Raw genomic sequence first — 17,255 nt, forward strand, 5'->3', positions numbered from 1 at the left:
GCAGTCGCTCCCGGTTACCCTATAAACTTGCGCGTACCAGCTTCGTATTGGCGCATTAGTGCTCGCAACACATCGGCGTCCAACCACACGCTTGCTTCAGAGGCTCATCGCTCATCATGGCTCACTGGACCGCGTCCGCGCTGCTTGATGCCGGTACATTCTTTGGCGCTCCCGCCGCCGGGGAAACGCGTGGCACCGCAGTGTTGCAGATCTCCATGTCGGCACGGGACGTAACACATCCCACCTCAGATGCCGGATATACGCCTGCAAGCGAATCCTCGTGAGTCGAACTCGATCAGTCTCTACTTGCAGGGGGAGTCCATATACGCCGAGTGTTAAATTCACCCATTCCTCGACGAGCATCTAACGATCGCACCATCCCCTGGCTTCGCGCCGCGTAACCACGCGGATAGCCACACTTCGTCGCCCAGGGAGTCGCTAGGAACATAGCCGCCAACGCTCCTTCTTCTACGCGCGCCCAGCGAAGCCGCGCCCTTCCTCTAACCAGCGACACACCCACGCCCGCTCCCGCGCGCAAAGCGCGCTGTCAGCGCCAGCAAAAAGCAATCGATATGCAGGATCGGACATAGCGCCCTGCCCTGCCCTCGTTATATCCTGACGGATATCGCGCAGCCCGCCGCGACAGCGGCATCAAGCAGCGCACTGAAAAAAAGCACCAGGGAGCCCCAGCTTGGCAAAGAAACCTTTCCGCACAGCGACACTCGCGATGGGCGCGCCGCTCGCTGCAATCTGCGTGAGCGGCCTCGCGCATGCCGACGACAGCAGTGTCTTTGCGCTCGGCCAGATCACCGTCGTTGCACCTCGCATGAATACGGTCCTCGGCGACGCCACCGTCAGCCAGGACGAAGTGTGGAACTTCAACGTAAACACGCTCGATGAGGCCGTGAAACTCGTCCCTGGCGTGACCAGCACGTTCGACTCGAACGGTCGCCGCAACGAACATGACATCCTGGTGCGTGGCTACGGCCGCTGGCAGGTGCCGCTGTCCATCGATGGCATTCGCGTCTATCTTCCCGCCGACAATCGGCTCGACTTCAATCGTTTCCTCACGCAGGACCTCGCCGAGATTCAAATCCGCAAAGGCTATGCCTCGGTATTGGACGGCCCCGGCGGCCTCGGCGGTGCGATCAATCTGGTGACTCGCAAACCCACCAAGGAATTCGAGTCGTCGTTTCAAAGCAGCGCCATGTTCGGCAACAACGACTACGAAGGCTGGAGCAGCACGCTCAGCCTCGGCACCCGACAAGACAAGTATTACGTGCAGGCGAGCGGCAGCTATCTCGACCGCGACCACTGGTCGCTCTCCGACGATTTCCGCCCCACCGCCATGGAAGACGGCGGCAAACGCAACGGCTCCGCCACCACCGACTGGCGCGTGAACGTCAAAGTCGGCTACACGCCGAACGAAACCGACGAGTACAGCCTCAGCTACACCAAGCAGGAAGGCCAGAAAGGCGCGCCGCTGCAAGTCTTCAACAACCCGCCGAATCCGCCCAACAGTTATTGGACGTGGCCGTGGTGGGACACGAACAGCATCTACTGGCTGTCTCACACGCAACTCAGCGACAGCAGTTATTTGAAGACGCGGTTGTTCTACAACACGTTCGACAACGCGCTCTGGGCCTATGACGATGCGACCTATACGACCCAGTCACTCAACGGCCGCTTCCGCAGCGCCTACGACGACGAAGGCTACGGCGGCAGCATCGAAGCGGGCATGGCGCTGAGCGAAAGCAACACACTCAAAGGCGCGATTCACTATCGCGTCGATGAGCATCGCGAGATCAACTACAACCGTCCAACGCATCCGACGCTCGCCACGACCGAGCCGTGGACTGGAACGCGTGAGCACACGTGGTCCGTTGCATTGGAAGACACCATGCAGTTCACGTCACAGCTCAGCGCCGTAGTCGGCGTGAGCTATGACAAGAACGAGCTGAAGGAAGCCACCGATTACTCGACCGCCCTCGGCGTCTACAACTACCCGACCGGCGACAGCGACGCCGTCAACGCGCAAGCCGCCATCTACTGGCGTTACAACGATGCCGCTCAGCTGCACGCGTCGATCTCGTCGCGTTCTCGGTTCGCCACCATCTTCGAGCGCTTCAGCACGCGCTTCGGCAACGCCGTGCCCAATCCAGACCTGGATGCGGAACGCGGCCTCAACTACGAGATCGGCTGGAACAGCGGCACGCAGTGGGACAACACGACGCTGTCCGCGGCCGTGTTCTACAACGACATCAGCAACATGATTCAGACGGTGATCGTGCAAGCGTCACCGCAGCTGACGCAGACGCAGAACGTCGGCGATGGCGCAGCGTACGGCATCGAACTGAGCGCCGATTCGCAACTCAGCGATCAGCTGCGCATCGGTGCGAACTACAGCTATCTGCATCGCGAGATCACCGACGCCTTGCAACCCGGCCTGCGCCCCACCGGCACACCGACGCATCAGGCCCTGGTGTTCGTGAGCTATCAGCCCATCCCGCAACTCACCTTGATGCCGAACGTCGAGCTGGCGGATGACCGCTGGAGCGATCGCACCGGCGGCGGCTTCGTGGAAGTCGGCGAGTATGTGCTGGCGAATCTACAAGTGCAGTATCGCGGCAGCGACTCGTGGGAGCTGGCTCTCGGCGCGCGCAATATGCTGGATAAGAACTATCAGCTCGCGTTCGGTTACCCTGAACAGGGCCGCACCTACTACGCCAAGTTCAAGCTGGACTTTTAATCAGTGAACGCAGCTCCATCACCGAGACGACGCTCGCTTGGCCGCCGCCGTGGCCGGCGAGCGCTGCGTGCGGGTGATGGAACGACGCGTACCCTCGCGCTGAGTGCTCACCGTCTTCAGCATGGAGCCGAAGTATTTCTCGGCGCGGGTGTTGGTCTCTTTTTCGAACTGCCGATACGCGGCCACGATCGCTTCGCCGAACTCGGTGAGCGTCGTGCCGCCGCCGCCCGAGCCGCCCGTGCTGGTGAGGACCAGCGGCTCGCGGAAGGTTTGATTGAGACTGGCCAGCAACTGCCAGGCGCGGCGGTAGCTCATATCCAGATCGCGCGCCGCCTGCGACAGCGAGCCGGAATCGCGCATTTTCTCGAGCAACGCCACCTTGCCCGGTCCGATGGCATGGTCGGAATCGAAATCCACACGCAACGTAATCTTGAGCCGGCTCATGGTGGGTCTCCGCGGGCGAAGCAGGAAAGTAACGCAGCGCCGCCCGCGATCCAAGCGCCGGCGGCCATCGAGGTATCAGCATGATCAAATCCCTGGCGCGCAGCCTTGCGCAGCTTCTCACTGCCGCCCTGTTGCTGGCCCAGACGGCCACGGCGGCCGAAGCGCAACGCCAGCCGTTGATCGTGTTCGCGGCCGCCTCGCTGACCGATGTGTTGCAACAGACCGGTCAGCTGTACACCAAGCAATCCAACGTGCCGGTGAAGTTCTCGTTCGCCGCCAGCTCCGCACTGGCCAAGCAGATCGAGTCGGGTGCGAGGGCCGACGCGTTCCTGTCCGCCGACCAGGATTGGATGAACTACCTGCAGGAGCGCAAGCTGATCGACGTCGACACGCGCAGCGACCTGCTGGGCAATCGCCTGGTGCTGATCGCACCGAAGGACAGCAAGGTCACGTTGAAGCTGCAGAAAGGCGCCCCCTTGCTGGCCGCGCTCGGCCCGAACGGCCGCCTGTCCACCGGCGATCCGGACTCTGTGCCGGTCGGCAAGTACGCCAAGACCGCGCTCGGCAATCTTGATCTGTGGCCTGCCATCGAACCTCGCCTCGTGCGAGCGGACAACGTTCGTGTCGCGCTGATGTACGTGGCTCGCGGCGAAGCGCCGCTCGGCATCGTCTATGCGACCGATGCTGCCGTCGAGCCGCAGGTTCGGGTGGTCGATCTGTTCCCCGAGTCGTCGCACCCGCCCATCTCGTATCCGGTGGCGGCAACGACCAGCGCCTCGCCGCAGACGGCCTCATTCCTGAAGTTCCTGCGCAGCGATGCCGCTCGCGGCATCTTCACTAAAGCGGGTTTCACCATCCTGGGCGGCGGCATGGCAGCGGACAGCGCTCCAGCGTGCAGCGGTTTCCGCTTCGATGTGAGCAAGGAACTGCAGGTATTCGCAAGCAAGCCTCGCGAAGTGACCGCAACGACCACGGTGAACTCAGCCGCGCCGATCGATGTGAATCAGCTGTACGCCGTGACCCTGGCGGAGCAAAGCAAAATGTCGTTCGCGACTCCGCCTGGAAAGTCGACGGTGGCCGACGGTTCGTACGCCGGCCTGCTCAAAGTCACCTCGCCTCGCGCCCGAACCATTCGCGTCACCGCGACCGAAGCCGCCTGGCTCGACGTGCTCAGCGGCGGCAAATTGATCGACTCGACGCGTCACACCGGCAGCGGCAACTGCAAAGTGCTACGCAAGGTCGTGGAGTTCAATGTCGCGCCGGACCAGCCCGTAGTGATTCAAGTCAGCGGCAGCACCGAGCAGCAGATCAAGCTCGCAGTGACGACGAACTGAGGGGCGATCCTTCGAGAAACGCGTGCCCCCGAATCGAAACGGACTTCACCAGCGCCCACACCGGCAAACCGACGCGCAGGCCCAATGCCGTCGTAGCGGCCCGCGTCACGCGCGACAGGACCGACGCGCCGCCGATATCGACATAGACCAGCTCCGCATCCTCATCATCTGGAACGATCCGCGCGATCGTTCCAGTCATGATGTTGCGGACGCTGAGGTTGTCGGGTCGCGAGGTCGCGAGAATGATATCGCGCGCGAGCAGTTGCGCTCGGATGTGAGCCCCTGCACGCGCCGCTCGCAGATGAATCCGCAGCACGTTCGACCCGATGCGAACGCTCGCCAGGCCGCTGCCCTCATCCACCGATTCGACGACGCCGTGAACTACCGCACCCACGGCTTCCGGCCCCACGATCGCCCGCAACTCCGGATGCAGGCTCACCTCGTCCAGCGAGCCTTGGGACAGCACCTTGCCTTGCTCCATCAACACGACATGGGTCGCGAGCCGGAGCACCTCTTCGAACTGGTGGCTCACATAGATCATGGGAATCGCCAGCTCATCGCGCAGCTTTTCCAGATACGGCAAGACCTCTTCGCGACGCGCGGCGTCGAGTGACGCCAACGGTTCATCGAGAATCAACAATCGCGGACTCATCAATAATGCGCGGCCGAGCGCGACGCGCTGACGTTCGCCACCCGACAGCTGATGCACTCGCCGCGTCAACAGCGGCTCGAGCCCGAGCAGCGGCGCGACTGTGTCGAGAGTGATGCGCGGCGTATCTCGATGCGCCTTCGCGCGCTTCTCTCCATAGCGCAGATTCCCCATCACATCCAGGTGAGGAAACAATCGCGCATCCTGAAAGACGTAACCGATGCGCCGGTGCTCGGCCCGGAGCGAACTGCCGTTCTGATCGAGCGCGACGCCGTCGATCACGATGTGCGCCTCGTCGGCCGGCAGCAGTCCCGCAACGATATTCGCTAGTGTCGTCTTACCGCAGCCGGAGCGGCCGAACAGCGCAACCACGCCTGGCGATGCAACTTCGATGGCCACGTCGAGCACGAAGGCGTCGCGTCGCTTCTTGGCGCGAATACTGAACATGCGGCCGCTACCTTCCCAACATCCGGCGCACGCGACGCGCGATGAATTCAGCCGCGATCAATCCGAGCAGACCGAGCGAGAACGAAATGGTCGCGAGACGAGCCGCCATGGCGTCGCCCCCTGGCGTCTGCAAAGCGGTGTAGAGCGCCAACGGCAGCGTGCGCGTCTCGCCTGGAATGTTTGAAACGAAAGTGATGACGGCGCCGAACTCGCCGAGCCCCGCCGAGAACGCGGTGACTGCGCCGGCCAGAATGCCCGGCAGCATCAGCGGCAAAGTCACAGTAAAGAAACGATCCCAAGCGCCTGCACCGAGCGTGCGCGCCGCATCTTCAAGGCCCGCATCGACGCCCTCCAACGAGATACGAATGGCTCGTACCATCAATGGAAAACTCATGACCGCGGTGGCCAACGCTGCGCCCGCGCTGGTAAAGACGAGCTGGATGCCAAAGTGTGCATATAGCCAACCGCCGATGGGCCCACGCATTCCAAACAACAGCAGCAGCAAGTAGCCAACCACGACGGGCGGCAACACCAGCGGCAAGTGCACGAATGCATCGAGCAACAGCTGACCATGCAATCTGCGTCGAGTCAGCAGCCACGCCACGAGAATCGCCAGCGGCAAGCTGAACAGCACGCTGCGCAGGGCGATCGACAGGCTCAGGCGGACGGCGTCCACCTCGGCGGCGGTGAGCATCATCGCGACAGTATAGGGCAGCTGCGATCGTCGACGTTTTGAGCATAGCCAAGCAGCGCAGGCGCACCTTAATATGCCCCGGTCACCGCTAGAGGATTCGTCATGATCAAAACCATCGTTGCTGGCACGCTGCTGGCCAGCCTGGCTGTCGCCACCGCCAGCGCGGACTGCACGTATCCGAAAGCGCCGACCGGTCTGCCCGATGGGGCCACCGCCTCCCAGGATCAAATGGTCACCGGCATGAAGGCCATCAAGGATTACAACGGCCTGGTCACGACCTATCTGAGCTGCCTGGAAGCCGAAATGAATTCCCGCATCGAGGCCGCCGGCAGCGACGCGCCGGCCGATCAGATCGAGCAGATCAAGGCCATTCACAACAAGCGCCACAACGCCGCCGTCGAGGAGCTGGAATCCACCGCCGCGCAATTCAACGAGCAGGTGAAAGTATTCAAGGCGCGCGGTAAAAAGAGCTGATTTTTCCGTGTCGGGGCACGAGCTTATGTGAACCTGCGTGCCCCGACAGCTAAACCCCCGACAGCCTCATTGGGGCTTTGCACGAGCCCGTCCTGCGCCTCGCGCGGCGACCCATTTCACGTTTTCCAGCCAACCCCTCGAAGCAGTGCGACCGCCGTCGCAGTTGTGCGAGGTGCCAACAAATCGACCCTTAAGCGAACGCTCGTAGGGCCGATGCCCGCTGTGTCCGCCGTTACATCGGCTCACGCTCACGGATCAGCTGGAGATTAGATAATGAACCGCAAGTTGCTCACCATCGGCGCTGCTTTCGCCCTCGCCTTTGGCGTGGCCACCGCCCAAGCCGAATGCGCCTTCCCGAAAGCCCCCGCCTCGATTCCGGACGGCAAGACCGCCTCGGAGCCGGAAATGGTCGCCGCCATGCAGGCCTTCAAGGCCTACAACGACGAAGTGAACGCGTTCGGCGCGTGCCTGGAAGAGGAGACCAAGAGCAAGGCCGCCGGCACCGCGCAGCTGATGCAGCTGAAGACCATGCAGACCAAGAAGCACAACGCCGCCATCGATGAGCTGCAGGCCAAGGCCAAGCTGTTCAACGAGCAGGTGCGTGTGTTCAAGGCGCGCGGCTAAGACAGACAAGCCCGAGGAAGGTCATCGCAAGTAACCGTCCTTGGACCTCAGCCAGCCGGTACATCCGTGTACCGGCGTTCGCGCGGTTCGAGGCGACGTTAAGTCGCCTCGAAAAGGCATCCGCGCTCACCCAGGCGCTGTAGCGCCGCTGGATTGATGTGCCAACGGCGAGGCAGGCCAAAGGCCAAGGAATGGAGCGAATCAGCCGCTCCATGGGGGAGCTACGGACTCAGTTTCCCTGCTTGCGCGCGGATGTGGATCCAAGGAGTCGGCCGCCCATCCCGCGTCTTTCGCAATCGTGGCTGGAAACTGGCCGGGATTTGCCCATTTCTGCGCAGTTTCCGAGCAGATATAGCGCCCCCGGTGGGCTCGTGACACACTTTCCGGGTGTCCAGCCGACTCCCCTCACCCGCTGAAGCCGAAGCCGCGATTCGTCAGCATGCGACGCAGCTGCCGGCCGTGCATTTGCCCCTGACCGAGCTGTCGGGCGCGGTGCTGCGCGAGTCCCTCACCTCCACCCGCGATCAGCCGCCGTTCGACCGGGTCACGATGGACGGCATCGCGTTCTCGTTCGAGAGCTGGCAGCGCGGGCGGAATAGTTTCCGCATCGCCGGCACTCAAGCCGCCGGTGCGGCACCGCTGACGTTACGCGAGCTCAGCGACTGCATCGAAGTGATGACAGGCGCCATGCTCCCTGTCGGCTGCGACTGTGTCGTCCCGGTCGAGAACATCGATGTGAGCGACGGCGTCGCCCAATTGCGCGACGACGCGCCCGCTCCCGTGCGTAACGTCAACATCCACAATCGCGGCATCGACTCGCGTCGCGGCGATTTGTTGTTACCTGCGGGCTGCCGTCTGGGCCCCGCCGAAGTTGCCGTGATCGCTTCGAATGGGCAAACACATGCACTGGTCTCGAAGCCGCCGCGCATCGTCGTGATCTCCACGGGCGACGAACTGGTCGAGCCCGGCCAGCCGCTGCAGGATTGGCAGATCTCGCGTTCCAACGTTTATGCCGTGCTCGCATCGCTGCGACGGCACGGATATGCCGCGCTCTCGCACGATCATGTGCCCGACGACCTGCCCAAATTGCGCGAGCGCCTGCGATCTCACCTTGCAGCCAACGACGTGATGATTCTGAGCGGCGGCGTCTCGATGGGCCGGTTCGATTACGTTCCGCAGGTGCTGCAGGAACTCGGCGTGCGCATGATCTTCCACAAGGTCGCGCAGCGCCCCGGCAAGCCGTTGTGGTTCGGCGTAGGCAGCGGCGGACAAACCGTGTACGCATTGCCTGGCAACCCGGTTTCGACACTGGTCTGCCTGACGCGCTATGTCCTGCCGGGATTGCAGGCAGCCCAAGGGGCCGCGCCCCGGGCCGTTGAAACGGTCTGCCTTGCCCAAAGCTACGAAGTTAAGCCCTCGCTCGCCGTGTTCCTGCCCGTGATGCTCACGCAGACCGTCGCGGGGCAATGCGCCACGCCGCATCCCACGCGCGGCTCGGGGGATTTCACGTCGTTGGTCGGTACGGTCGGATTCGTGGAACTGCCGCCCGGTCCGCGAGTCGTTATGGAAGACGCGTCGTTGCCTCTCTATCGCTGGTAGCCGAATGCCATCCACCGTTACAGAACTGCCCGTGAAGCACCGCCCGCACGACCTGCTGGGCCGGCCGCTGCACGACTTGCGGATCTCGGTAATGGACCGCTGCAACTTCCGCTGCCCGTACTGCATGCCGAAGGAAACGTTCCACGAGAACTATCGTTTCCTGAAATCGAACGAGCGGCTGTCGTTCGAAGAGATTACGCGCCTGACCCGCATGTTCGTCGACCTGGGCGTGAAGAAAGTGCGTCTCACCGGCGGCGAGCCGCTGCTGCGCTCGAATCTGGCGGATCTGGTAGGCGACCTCACCGCGATCGAAGGCGTGCAGGACGTGGCTTTGACGACCAACGGCGTGCTGCTCGCTCAGCACGCGGTCGAACTGAAGGCCAACGGCCTGCACCGGATCACCGTCAGTCTCGACACGACCGATCCGGAGATTTTCAAGGAGATGAGCGGCGGCATGGGCGATCTGGATCGCGTGCTCGATGGCATTCGCGCCGCTCAGGAGGCAGGCCTCGCGCCGATCAAGATCAATTCGGTGATCGAGCGTGGCTTGAACGATCACACGGCACTGGACCTGATCGAGCGCTTCCGCGGCAGCGGCGTGATCGTGCGCTTCATCGAATATATGGATGTGGGCAACCGCAATCATTGGAGCCTGGAGCGCGTCGTGCCCTCACGCGAGCTGGTGGGGCGCATCAGTCAGCGTTGGCCGTTGCACCCGGTCGATCCGAACTATCGCGGCGAAGTCGCCGAGCGTTACGCGTTCGACGATGGGCTCGGCGAGGTCGGCTTCATTTCTTCGATAACCAATCCGTTCTGCGGTGACTGCACGCGGGCGCGGCTGTCGTCGGAAGGCGTGTTCTATACTTGTCTCTTCGCCCGCTCCGGCGTCGACCTGCGGACACCTTTGCGGCAGGGCGCGACGGATGCGGAGCTGAGCCAGTTGATCTCGAACACCTGGCTGAAGCGCGGCGACCGTTACAGCGAGGCCCGCGCCACGCTCAAGAACGGTGAGCAGCCGTTGCGCAAGATCGAGATGTATTACATCGGTGGCTGATTGGATGGCGACGTTTACTCATATCGACTCGAGCTCGCGACCGACCATGGTCGACGTGAGCGACAAGGTCGTGACCAAGCGCACGGCGACGGCGCAGACGCGCGTGCGTTTTCCGGCTGAGGTCGCCGAGGCGCTGCGCACCCAGCAGTTCAACACGCCGAAAGGGCCGGTATTTCAGACGGCCATCATCGCGGGCACGATGGCTGCGAAGCGCACGCACGATTTGATTCCGTTCTGCCATCCGCTCGGCATCGAGAAATGCAACGTGGCGATCGAGATGGAAGGTGACGAGGCGATCGTTCGCTGCACGGTATCGGTTCACCACAAAACCGGCGTCGAGATGGAGGCACTGACCGGCGCGAGCGTGGCTGCGCTCACCATTTACGATATGTGCAAGGCGCTGTCGCACGACATCGTGATAGCGGAGACGCGGCTGGTCGAAAAGCGTGGAGGCAAGAGCGATGTCGGCTGACGCACCTTTGTTCGGCCTGGTGCTGGCCGGCGGCGCGAGCACGCGCATGCAGCGGGACAAGGCGGCGATCGAGTATCACGGTCAGTCGCAGTTGCATTGGACGTTTCATTTGCTGTCGCACGTGTGTGCGGCGACGTTTGTTTCTGTGAGGCCCGATCAACGCGAGGAGCCGACTCGAGCGGGACTGCCGCAGATTGTGGATCGCCAGCCGGGAATTGGGCCGATTGCCGGGATCTCGGCGGCGCTGCATGCGCATCCGAAGGCGGCTTGGCTGGTCGTGGCTTGCGATCTGCCGTTTTTGAATGAGCAGACGCTGCGGCATCTGGTCGAGCATCGGGACTCGCGCAAGATCGCGACAGCGTTCAAGAGCAGCCACGATGGCCTCCCCGAGCCGCTCTGCGCGATCTGGGAACCGGCTGCGCGTGAGCCAGTGCTGGCGTTCGTCGCGGCAGGCAAGCAGTGCCCACGCAAGTTTCTGATCAATGCCGACTCACTGCTGCTGGATCTACCAGACACCCGCGCGCTCGACAATGTGAACACATCGGACGAGTACAGCTCGGCAGTAGCCGCCTTCTCTTCTCCAAGCCAGCGCGGCGAGTCTCAATTTGCTACTGCTGCGGCGTCAGGAACCAAGGACACGAAGCCTCGTACCTTGCGCGTCCAGTACTACGCCATCCTGCGCGAACAAGCCGGGCGCAGCGAAGAAACATTGGACACCACAGCATCGACGCCCGCCGAGCTCTTCGATGAGCTCCGCCAGCGTCATCCGTTCCAGCTAAATCCAGCGCAGCTCAAAGTCGCCCTCAATTCCGAATTCAGCGACTGGCAGACGCCGCTGCGTCATGGCGACACCGTCGTCTTCATACCTCCGGTGGCAGGCGGATGAAACCTTTTTCCTTCAGCACCACACCCCTGACTCTCGACACCTACCGTCGTGAGCTCGGCGACGACGCCGCTGGCGGCTATGCTTCCTTCGAAGGCTGGGTGCGCAATCACAATGAAGGCCACGCCGTCACTCGCCTGGAATACGAAGCGTTCGAAGCGTTGGCGAACAAGGAAGGCGAGCGCATCGTCAACGAAGCCATCGCACGTTTCGGCGTGCTGAAAGCCGCCTGCGTCCATCGAGTCGGCTCACTGGCCATCGGCGACGTGGCCGTCTGGGTGGGGGTCAGTTCGAAGCATCGCGCTGAAGCCTTCGCCGCGTGCCGCTACATCATCGATGAAGTGAAACACCGCGTGCCCATCTGGAAGAAGGAGCACTACGTCAACGGCGACTCAGGCTGGGTGAACTGCGAGCGCTGCGCCGTTCCCGGTCATGACCATGCGCACGAGCATCCTCATGCGCACGATCACAATCACTGAACGTGAATGACCAGGTCGATGCGCCGATTGCGCGCACGACCGGCAGGCGTCTCGTTGGTCGCGACCGGCCGGGCCTCGCCATAGCCGATCGAGCTGACCTTCTCCGCGTTCGCGCCGAACTGACTCACGAGATACTGCTTCACGGCGTCGGCGCGATCCTGCGACAGGATCAGGTTGGCCGAGTCGCTGCCGTTCGCATCCGTGTGACCTTCGACCACGATGGTAGCGTCCGGGAACCGGGTCAGCGCCTGCTGCACTTTCCTCATCAGCACTGCACTGCTGCCGTCGATGGTGCTGCGACCCGACGGGAAATTGATGCCCATCAATGACATGACGACGTCTTCGCCCTGCCGATACACGCGTGCCTCATCCGACGTGAACGAAGCTTCGATCGCAGCGATGTTCGCACGCAGCTGTGCCTGCGCGTCGACCTGACGCTGTAGCGCGATGCGCTCCTGCGACTCGCCACCGAGCCGCGACTCGACCCGCTTCAACTGATTGTTCAGCGCGAGGATCTGCTCGTCGCGATCCTGCAGCTCCTGCTTCAGGCGACGCACTTCCTGGGTCTGCTGTTGGGCGTACTCGCCCAGCTCCTTCATCGGCGCCTGATGGCCTTCGTCGAAGCGGACGTCCAGCTCCATGTCCTTGGCGATGCGCTGGAGCGGCTCTTCCCAGGAGAGGACCAACGCCTCGACGCCGGCCTGATTGTCTTTTTCCTGCTGCATGACCCGCTGGGTCTGCTGCGCCAGATACGTTGCATGCCGAGCGTCGTAGACTGCTTGAGCGGCGAGCTTGCGGGGCTGACTGACGTCGTAGCGATTGCGCTGAATCTCCTGCTCGGCCTCAGCGAGATGCCGCTTCGCCGCTTGCAGCGTGCGGGGCGCGTAGCGTTCCACCTTGGCAGCATCGGCTTGGGCGATCAGGTTGCGCGCTTCATTGAGAATGCCGCCTTTGATGCCGATCAACTCGACGTTACGTAACAGCACCTCGGCCTCAGCCGCCCGCTTCTGGGCGTTCGGCACATCGCCGCTTTCGTTCTCACGCATGGCTTGCACGAACCGCTCGTTGGCCTTGGTCCAGGCATCGCCCGCAAACTTCGGCGCTTCGGCAACCAATGCATCCTGACGAGTCTTGATCACGCCGGCCAACGATTGACGAGCAGTCGCGGCGACACTGCGGGCCTTTTCCAGGGCCGCCTCACCCTCCTGCACGCGAGCAGCAATTTTTTCAGTGCCACGGCCTCGTTCAGCTTCCTTGGTGGCGTTCTGGCTGGCCTGTACCGCCGCAGCGAAAGTCTTCGGCGCAAGCACATCGAGTTGGTCGGCGCGCCCTTTTTCCACGGCGGCAGCCAGCGCAGCGGCATCGAGATTGCCGGCGGCCGACGCCGGGGCGGCGCCGAGGCTCAGAAACACGACAACGATCAGCGCGAATAGCTGGGACATACCAACGGGCCCGAATGCAAACTTGAGCGCGCAGTATACGTCAGGGCCGGATCTGGCCGGAGCCACGCACCACATACTTGTAACTGGTGAGCTGCTCAGCGCCCACCGGGCCGCGCGCATGGAATTTATCGGTCGATATGCCGATTTCCGCGCCCATGCCGAATTCGCCGCCGTCGGCGAACTGGGTCGATGCGTTATGCAAAACGATGGCACTGTCGACGCCGCCGAGGAAACGGTCCGCCGTGGCTTGATTGGCCGTGATGATGGACTCGGTGTGCGCCGAGCCGTACTTCGCAATGTGCGCGATGGCATCGTCGACGCCGTCGACCACTTTCGCGGCGATGATGGGCTCGAGATATTCCGTGCTCCAGTCCGCCTCGACCGCGGGGACGATACGCGAGTCGAGCCGCTGTAACGTTTCATCGCCGCGCACCTCGCAGCCGGCGTCGAGCAGCGACTTCAAAACAGTTGCGGCAGCATTGCCGGCGCGATCGAACAACACAGTCTCGGCGGCCCCGCACACACCGGTGCGACGAAGCTTCGCATTGAGCACGACTTCGCGAGCCATGCCGACGTCGGCATCACGATCCACGAACACGTGACAATTGCCGTCGAGGTGGCCGATGACCGGCACGCGTGCTTCCTTCTGCACCCGCTCCACCAGACTGCGACCGCCGCGAGGCACCACGACATTGATGAACTCGGTCATGCTCGAGAGCATGTAACCCACCGCCGCGCGATCGGTCGTCGGCACGACCTGGATGGCAGCCTCGGGCAAGCCAGCGGCGCGCAGCCCGGCGGCGAGACATTCGTGAATTGCTTTGATCGAGCGATTGCTCTCGCTGCCGCCACGCAGGATGACCGCGTTGCCCGATTTCAAACAAAGCGCACCGGCGTCGGCAGTGACGTTGGGACGGCTCTCGTAAATGATGCCGACGACGCCCAGCGGCACGCGCACGCGCGCGATCTGCAAACCATTCGGACGAGTCCAGCTGGTGATGACGCTGCCAATGGGATCCGGCAAAGCGATGATGTCCTCGATGCCGCGGGCCATGGCTTCGACGCGTTGCTCGTTCAAGACGAGACGGTCGAGCAGCGACGACGACAGGCCGCGCTGTTTGGCCTGCTCGACATCGGCGCGATTGGCGGCCAGCAAATCGGCACAGCGCTCGCGAATCGCCGCGGCGGCCGCTTGCAAGGCGGCGTTTTTGACCTCAGTGCTGGCCTGGGCCAGAGATCGAGCGGCGCGCTTGGCCGCTCGGCCCAGGCCCTGCATCGATTCAGCAAGCGCGGCGGCATCGCCTTCGGGCTGCAAATTCTGTGTGGAAGCGTTCATGAGTTCATTCTAGCGGCACCCCGCCCGGGTAAAGAAGTGTCAACCGGCCGCTGTGCTTCTACACCGCGAAACTGGCGGCGCTCAGCGGCCCAGTCTTGGTCATTTCTTGACTGGCCGCGCGCTGTCAAACGAGCGTTGCGATGACACAATGCCACGACATCGGACGGGGGATGACATGGCAGTAGAAGCACCATCGGTCGGCGACCGAGCCGCCAGCGCGAGCGGCAGCGACGCGACCGGCACATTCCGCGCCAGCAACGCCTATCGCAACTACGTCGTCTGGCTGCTGTTCGTCATCTACGTGTTCAACTACGTCGACCGGCAGATCCTGTCGATCGTGCTCGAGCCCATCAAGCAGGAATTCGACCTGCACGACTGGCAGCTCGGCATGCTGAGCGGCCTGGCCTTCGCCGCCTTCTATTCGACGCTCGGCATTCCGATCGCGCGCATGGCTGACACACGCAATCGGGTCAACATCATCACCGCCTCCATCGTGATCTGGAGCGCCTTCACAGTCGTGTCGGGCATGGCCAGGAACTTCTGGCACCTGCTGATCGCGCGCATCGGCGTCGGTGTCGGCGAGGCTGGCTGCAGCCCGTCGGCGTATTCCATCATCAGCGATTACGTCGAGCCCAAGAAGCGCGCCACTGCGCTGTCGATCTATTCGATGGGCGTGTATGGCGGCAGCGCTCTCGGCTTCCTCGTCGGCGGTCTGGTCGCGCACGAATATGGCTGGCGTGCAGCGTTCTTCACCGTCGGCCTGCCGGGTCTGGTCGTCGCGCTGATTCTCAAGTTGACCGTCAAAGAGCCGCCGCGCGGCTTCTCCGAGCCCACACCGGTCGCGCTTGCCGAGCCGCCGCCCTTCAAGCAAGTGATGGGCAATCTGTGGGCAAAAAAATCCTTCCGTCATCTATCGCTCGCTGCCGGTCTGCATGCATTCGTCAGCTACGGGCTGAGCTCATTTTATTCCCCGTTCTTCATGCGCAGCCATGGCATGAGCCTGGGCGATGTCGGCGCCTGGCTGGCGATCGTCGTTGCGCTGGGGGGCTTGTCTGGCACGTATCTGGGCGGCGCATGGTGCGATCGTTACTACGCACGCACGCAAGATCCGCGCTGGTATGTGTGGATCCCAGCGATCACGCTCATCATCGTCGTGCCGTTCGGCCAGGTCGTGTACGCGTTGGACAACACCAAGGTCGCGTTACTGTTGTTGACGCTGTACATCGCCCTCGCGGCCGCTTATCTCGGCCCCAGCATCGCGTCGACGCATCGGCTGGTCGGATTGCGCGAGCGCGCGCTCGCCTCGGCGTTCCTGCTGCTCATCCTCAACTTCATCGGCCTCGGGCTCGGGCCGATGTTCACCGGCGCGATGAGCGATCTGTTCAAGGAATACTTCGTGTCGCAAGGAATCGCCGAGAAGGTGGCGCTCGCCGACGGTCTGCGCTGGTCGATCCGCGTGACCCTGCTCATCAATCTGTGGTCGGCGTTGCACTACTACCTCGCCGCCAAGACGCTGCGCGAGGACATCGAGACCGGCAACCAAGCGCGCGCCGCTGCCGGTCTCTGACAATCAAACCAGCGGCGGCTGGTCCTTCAAGAACGCCAACTCCTCGGGTGTCGAAGGGCGCCCGAGGATGACGTTGCGATGAGGGAACCGCCCGAATCGCTCCACGATGCCGCGATGATGACGCGCGTACTTCACGCCATCCGCAATTCCCAGCGCATCGAACAGCCGCACCGACTCCGCCTGCATCGCCAGGTCCTCGCTGTGCATGAAGGGCATATAAAGAAAGTGGCGCTGCATCTGGGGCAATGACCGATCCTTGCCACTCGCCACTGCGGACCGAGCCAACGCCAGCGCCTTGTCATCGGTCGCGTAGGCGTCCGGCGTTTTGCGAAAGATATTGCGAGGAAATTGATCGAACACGATGACCGCCGCGAGCAGCGTGCGTGCGTCGGCACTCGCGGGATCCGGCGGATCGGCCTTCAAAGCGGCGTAAGTCCCGCCAAAGCGCGCGCGGCAAATCTCATCCACCCGGCTGTCGCTGCGGAACCAATCCTGCTCGTTCAGCTCATCGAACCAGAAATGCAACACATCGTCGACCCAACCTGCTGGTAATTCTTTCGAAGACATCGCGGCGCTCAAACTGAAAACCGAACCTTATCAAAGTCACAAACGGTCGGAAGGTTCCCGACGGGGCAGTGGGCACGAGCAGCCGACAAAATACTTGTCGCCGCAACGATCCAGGTTCCGCTCTCACGCATTGGTACTTACGTCAACACGAGGAAGATGCGATGCCGTCTGCGTTCAGCTCAGCGGGATTGAAAGTTTTCGCAGTACTCGGCAGCGCCTTCATGCTGGCCGCGTGCAGCAACAACGACAACAATGACAGCCCCGGCACGGGCCAGGTTGAGCCACCGCCACCGCCGCCGCCGCCCACCTCCGGCACGCTGATCGAGAATCCGCCGCCGCTGGTCGGGTCGTTCTCCACCACGGATCTGCTCAACCTCGTCAACCTGAATTCCGTCGCCACGCGCATCGTCGACTCTGTCTCTTATACACATCTGACGCTGC

At 62.8% G+C, this 17,255-nt stretch carries 16 protein-coding genes and 1 pseudogene; 11 read left to right on the forward strand and 6 right to left on the reverse strand.

The genetic code is table 11. From position 1 onward, the window contains the following. The first annotated feature begins 691 nt into the window (after positions 1–691). Positions 692–2,749: a TonB-dependent receptor plug domain-containing protein gene (locus D0550_RS18185; RefSeq protein WP_153067224.1), complete on the forward strand. Its 2,058-nt coding sequence runs from the start codon at positions 692–694 to the stop codon at positions 2,747–2,749. Between the two features lie 18 nt (positions 2,750–2,767). On the opposite strand, the gene D0550_RS18190 is transcribed toward D0550_RS18185, so the two are convergent. Further along, positions 2,768–3,193, reverse strand: coding sequence for a winged helix-turn-helix domain-containing protein (locus tag D0550_RS18190; protein WP_116810620.1), 426 nt, complete (start codon positions 3,191–3,193; stop codon positions 2,768–2,770). Positions 3,194–3,273: 80 nt separating this feature from the next. Here D0550_RS18190 and modA point away from each other — a divergent pair, with 80 nt between their 5' ends. Further along, entirely contained in the window at positions 3,274–4,527 is a 1,254-nt protein-coding gene (gene modA, locus D0550_RS18195; RefSeq protein WP_116810621.1) for a molybdate ABC transporter substrate-binding protein, read from the forward strand. Here the strand turns inward: modA and modC are convergent. Together modC and modB are read right to left on the reverse strand one after the other, a co-directional pair. Next, complete coding sequence (gene modC, locus D0550_RS18200) at positions 4,502–5,623, reverse strand: molybdenum ABC transporter ATP-binding protein (RefSeq protein ID WP_116810622.1); 1,122 nt, start codon at positions 5,621–5,623, stop codon at positions 4,502–4,504. The genes modA and modC overlap by 26 nt on opposite strands. A gap of 7 nt (positions 5,624–5,630) precedes the next feature. Then, the gene (gene modB, locus D0550_RS18205) at positions 5,631–6,320 is read right to left on the reverse strand and encodes a molybdate ABC transporter permease subunit (RefSeq protein ID WP_116810623.1); all 690 of its coding nucleotides are present in this window, start codon (positions 6,318–6,320) and stop codon (positions 5,631–5,633) included. A gap of 99 nt (positions 6,321–6,419) precedes the next feature. On the opposite strand from modB, the gene D0550_RS18210 reads away from it, so the two are divergent. From D0550_RS18210 to D0550_RS18240, 7 genes are all read left to right on the forward strand, one after another. Next, complete coding sequence (locus D0550_RS18210; protein ID WP_116810624.1) at positions 6,420–6,791, forward strand: hypothetical protein; 372 nt, start codon at positions 6,420–6,422, stop codon at positions 6,789–6,791. A gap of 273 nt (positions 6,792–7,064) precedes the next feature. Then, positions 7,065–7,415 (forward strand): hypothetical protein, encoded by a 351-nt coding sequence (locus tag D0550_RS18215; protein WP_116810625.1) that lies wholly within the window; start codon positions 7,065–7,067, stop codon positions 7,413–7,415. Positions 7,416–7,802: 387 nt separating this feature from the next. Then, the gene (locus D0550_RS18220) at positions 7,803–9,014 is read left to right on the forward strand and encodes a molybdopterin molybdotransferase MoeA (RefSeq protein WP_116810626.1); all 1,212 of its coding nucleotides are present in this window, start codon (positions 7,803–7,805) and stop codon (positions 9,012–9,014) included. Between the two features lie 4 nt (positions 9,015–9,018). Further along, on the forward strand, positions 9,019–10,068 hold the full coding sequence (gene moaA / locus D0550_RS18225) for a GTP 3',8-cyclase MoaA (protein WP_116810627.1): 1,050 nt from the start codon (positions 9,019–9,021) through the stop codon (positions 10,066–10,068). A 4-nt stretch (positions 10,069–10,072) separates the two neighbouring features. Further along, positions 10,073–10,540 (forward strand): cyclic pyranopterin monophosphate synthase MoaC, encoded by a 468-nt coding sequence (moaC, locus tag D0550_RS18230; RefSeq protein WP_116810628.1) that lies wholly within the window; start codon positions 10,073–10,075, stop codon positions 10,538–10,540. Further along, positions 10,530–11,426 (forward strand): NTP transferase domain-containing protein, encoded by an 897-nt coding sequence (locus tag D0550_RS18235; protein ID WP_116810629.1) that lies wholly within the window; start codon positions 10,530–10,532, stop codon positions 11,424–11,426. The genes moaC and D0550_RS18235 overlap by 11 nt, the downstream gene beginning before the upstream one ends. After that, on the forward strand, positions 11,423–11,902 hold the full coding sequence (locus D0550_RS18240) for a molybdenum cofactor biosynthesis protein MoaE (RefSeq protein ID WP_116810630.1): 480 nt from the start codon (positions 11,423–11,425) through the stop codon (positions 11,900–11,902). The genes D0550_RS18235 and D0550_RS18240 overlap by 4 nt, the downstream gene beginning before the upstream one ends. Here D0550_RS18240 and D0550_RS18245 read toward each other — a convergent pair. Together D0550_RS18245 and D0550_RS18250 are read right to left on the reverse strand one after the other, a co-directional pair. Next, positions 11,896–13,344, reverse strand: a complete 1,449-nt coding sequence (locus tag D0550_RS18245; protein WP_161965910.1) for an OmpA family protein — start codon at positions 13,342–13,344, stop codon at positions 11,896–11,898. The genes D0550_RS18240 and D0550_RS18245 overlap by 7 nt on opposite strands. A gap of 40 nt (positions 13,345–13,384) precedes the next feature. Next, entirely contained in the window at positions 13,385–14,680 is a 1,296-nt protein-coding gene (locus tag D0550_RS18250; protein ID WP_116810632.1) for a glutamate-5-semialdehyde dehydrogenase, read from the reverse strand. 175 nt (positions 14,681–14,855) lie between these two features. Here D0550_RS18250 and D0550_RS18255 point away from each other — a divergent pair, with 175 nt between their 5' ends. After that, complete coding sequence (locus D0550_RS18255) at positions 14,856–16,247, forward strand: spinster family MFS transporter (protein WP_161965911.1); 1,392 nt, start codon at positions 14,856–14,858, stop codon at positions 16,245–16,247. A 3-nt stretch (positions 16,248–16,250) separates the two neighbouring features. On the opposite strand, the gene D0550_RS18260 is transcribed toward D0550_RS18255, so the two are convergent. Continuing rightward, positions 16,251–16,814, reverse strand: coding sequence for a DUF924 family protein (locus tag D0550_RS18260; protein WP_116810634.1), 564 nt, complete (start codon positions 16,812–16,814; stop codon positions 16,251–16,253). Between the two features lie 161 nt (positions 16,815–16,975). Between D0550_RS18260 and D0550_RS18265 the strand changes: the two are divergent. Then, positions 16,976–17,255: pseudogene (locus tag D0550_RS18265) on the forward strand (hypothetical protein); the annotation flags it as partial.

Source organism: Steroidobacter cummioxidans, assembly GCF_003104955.1.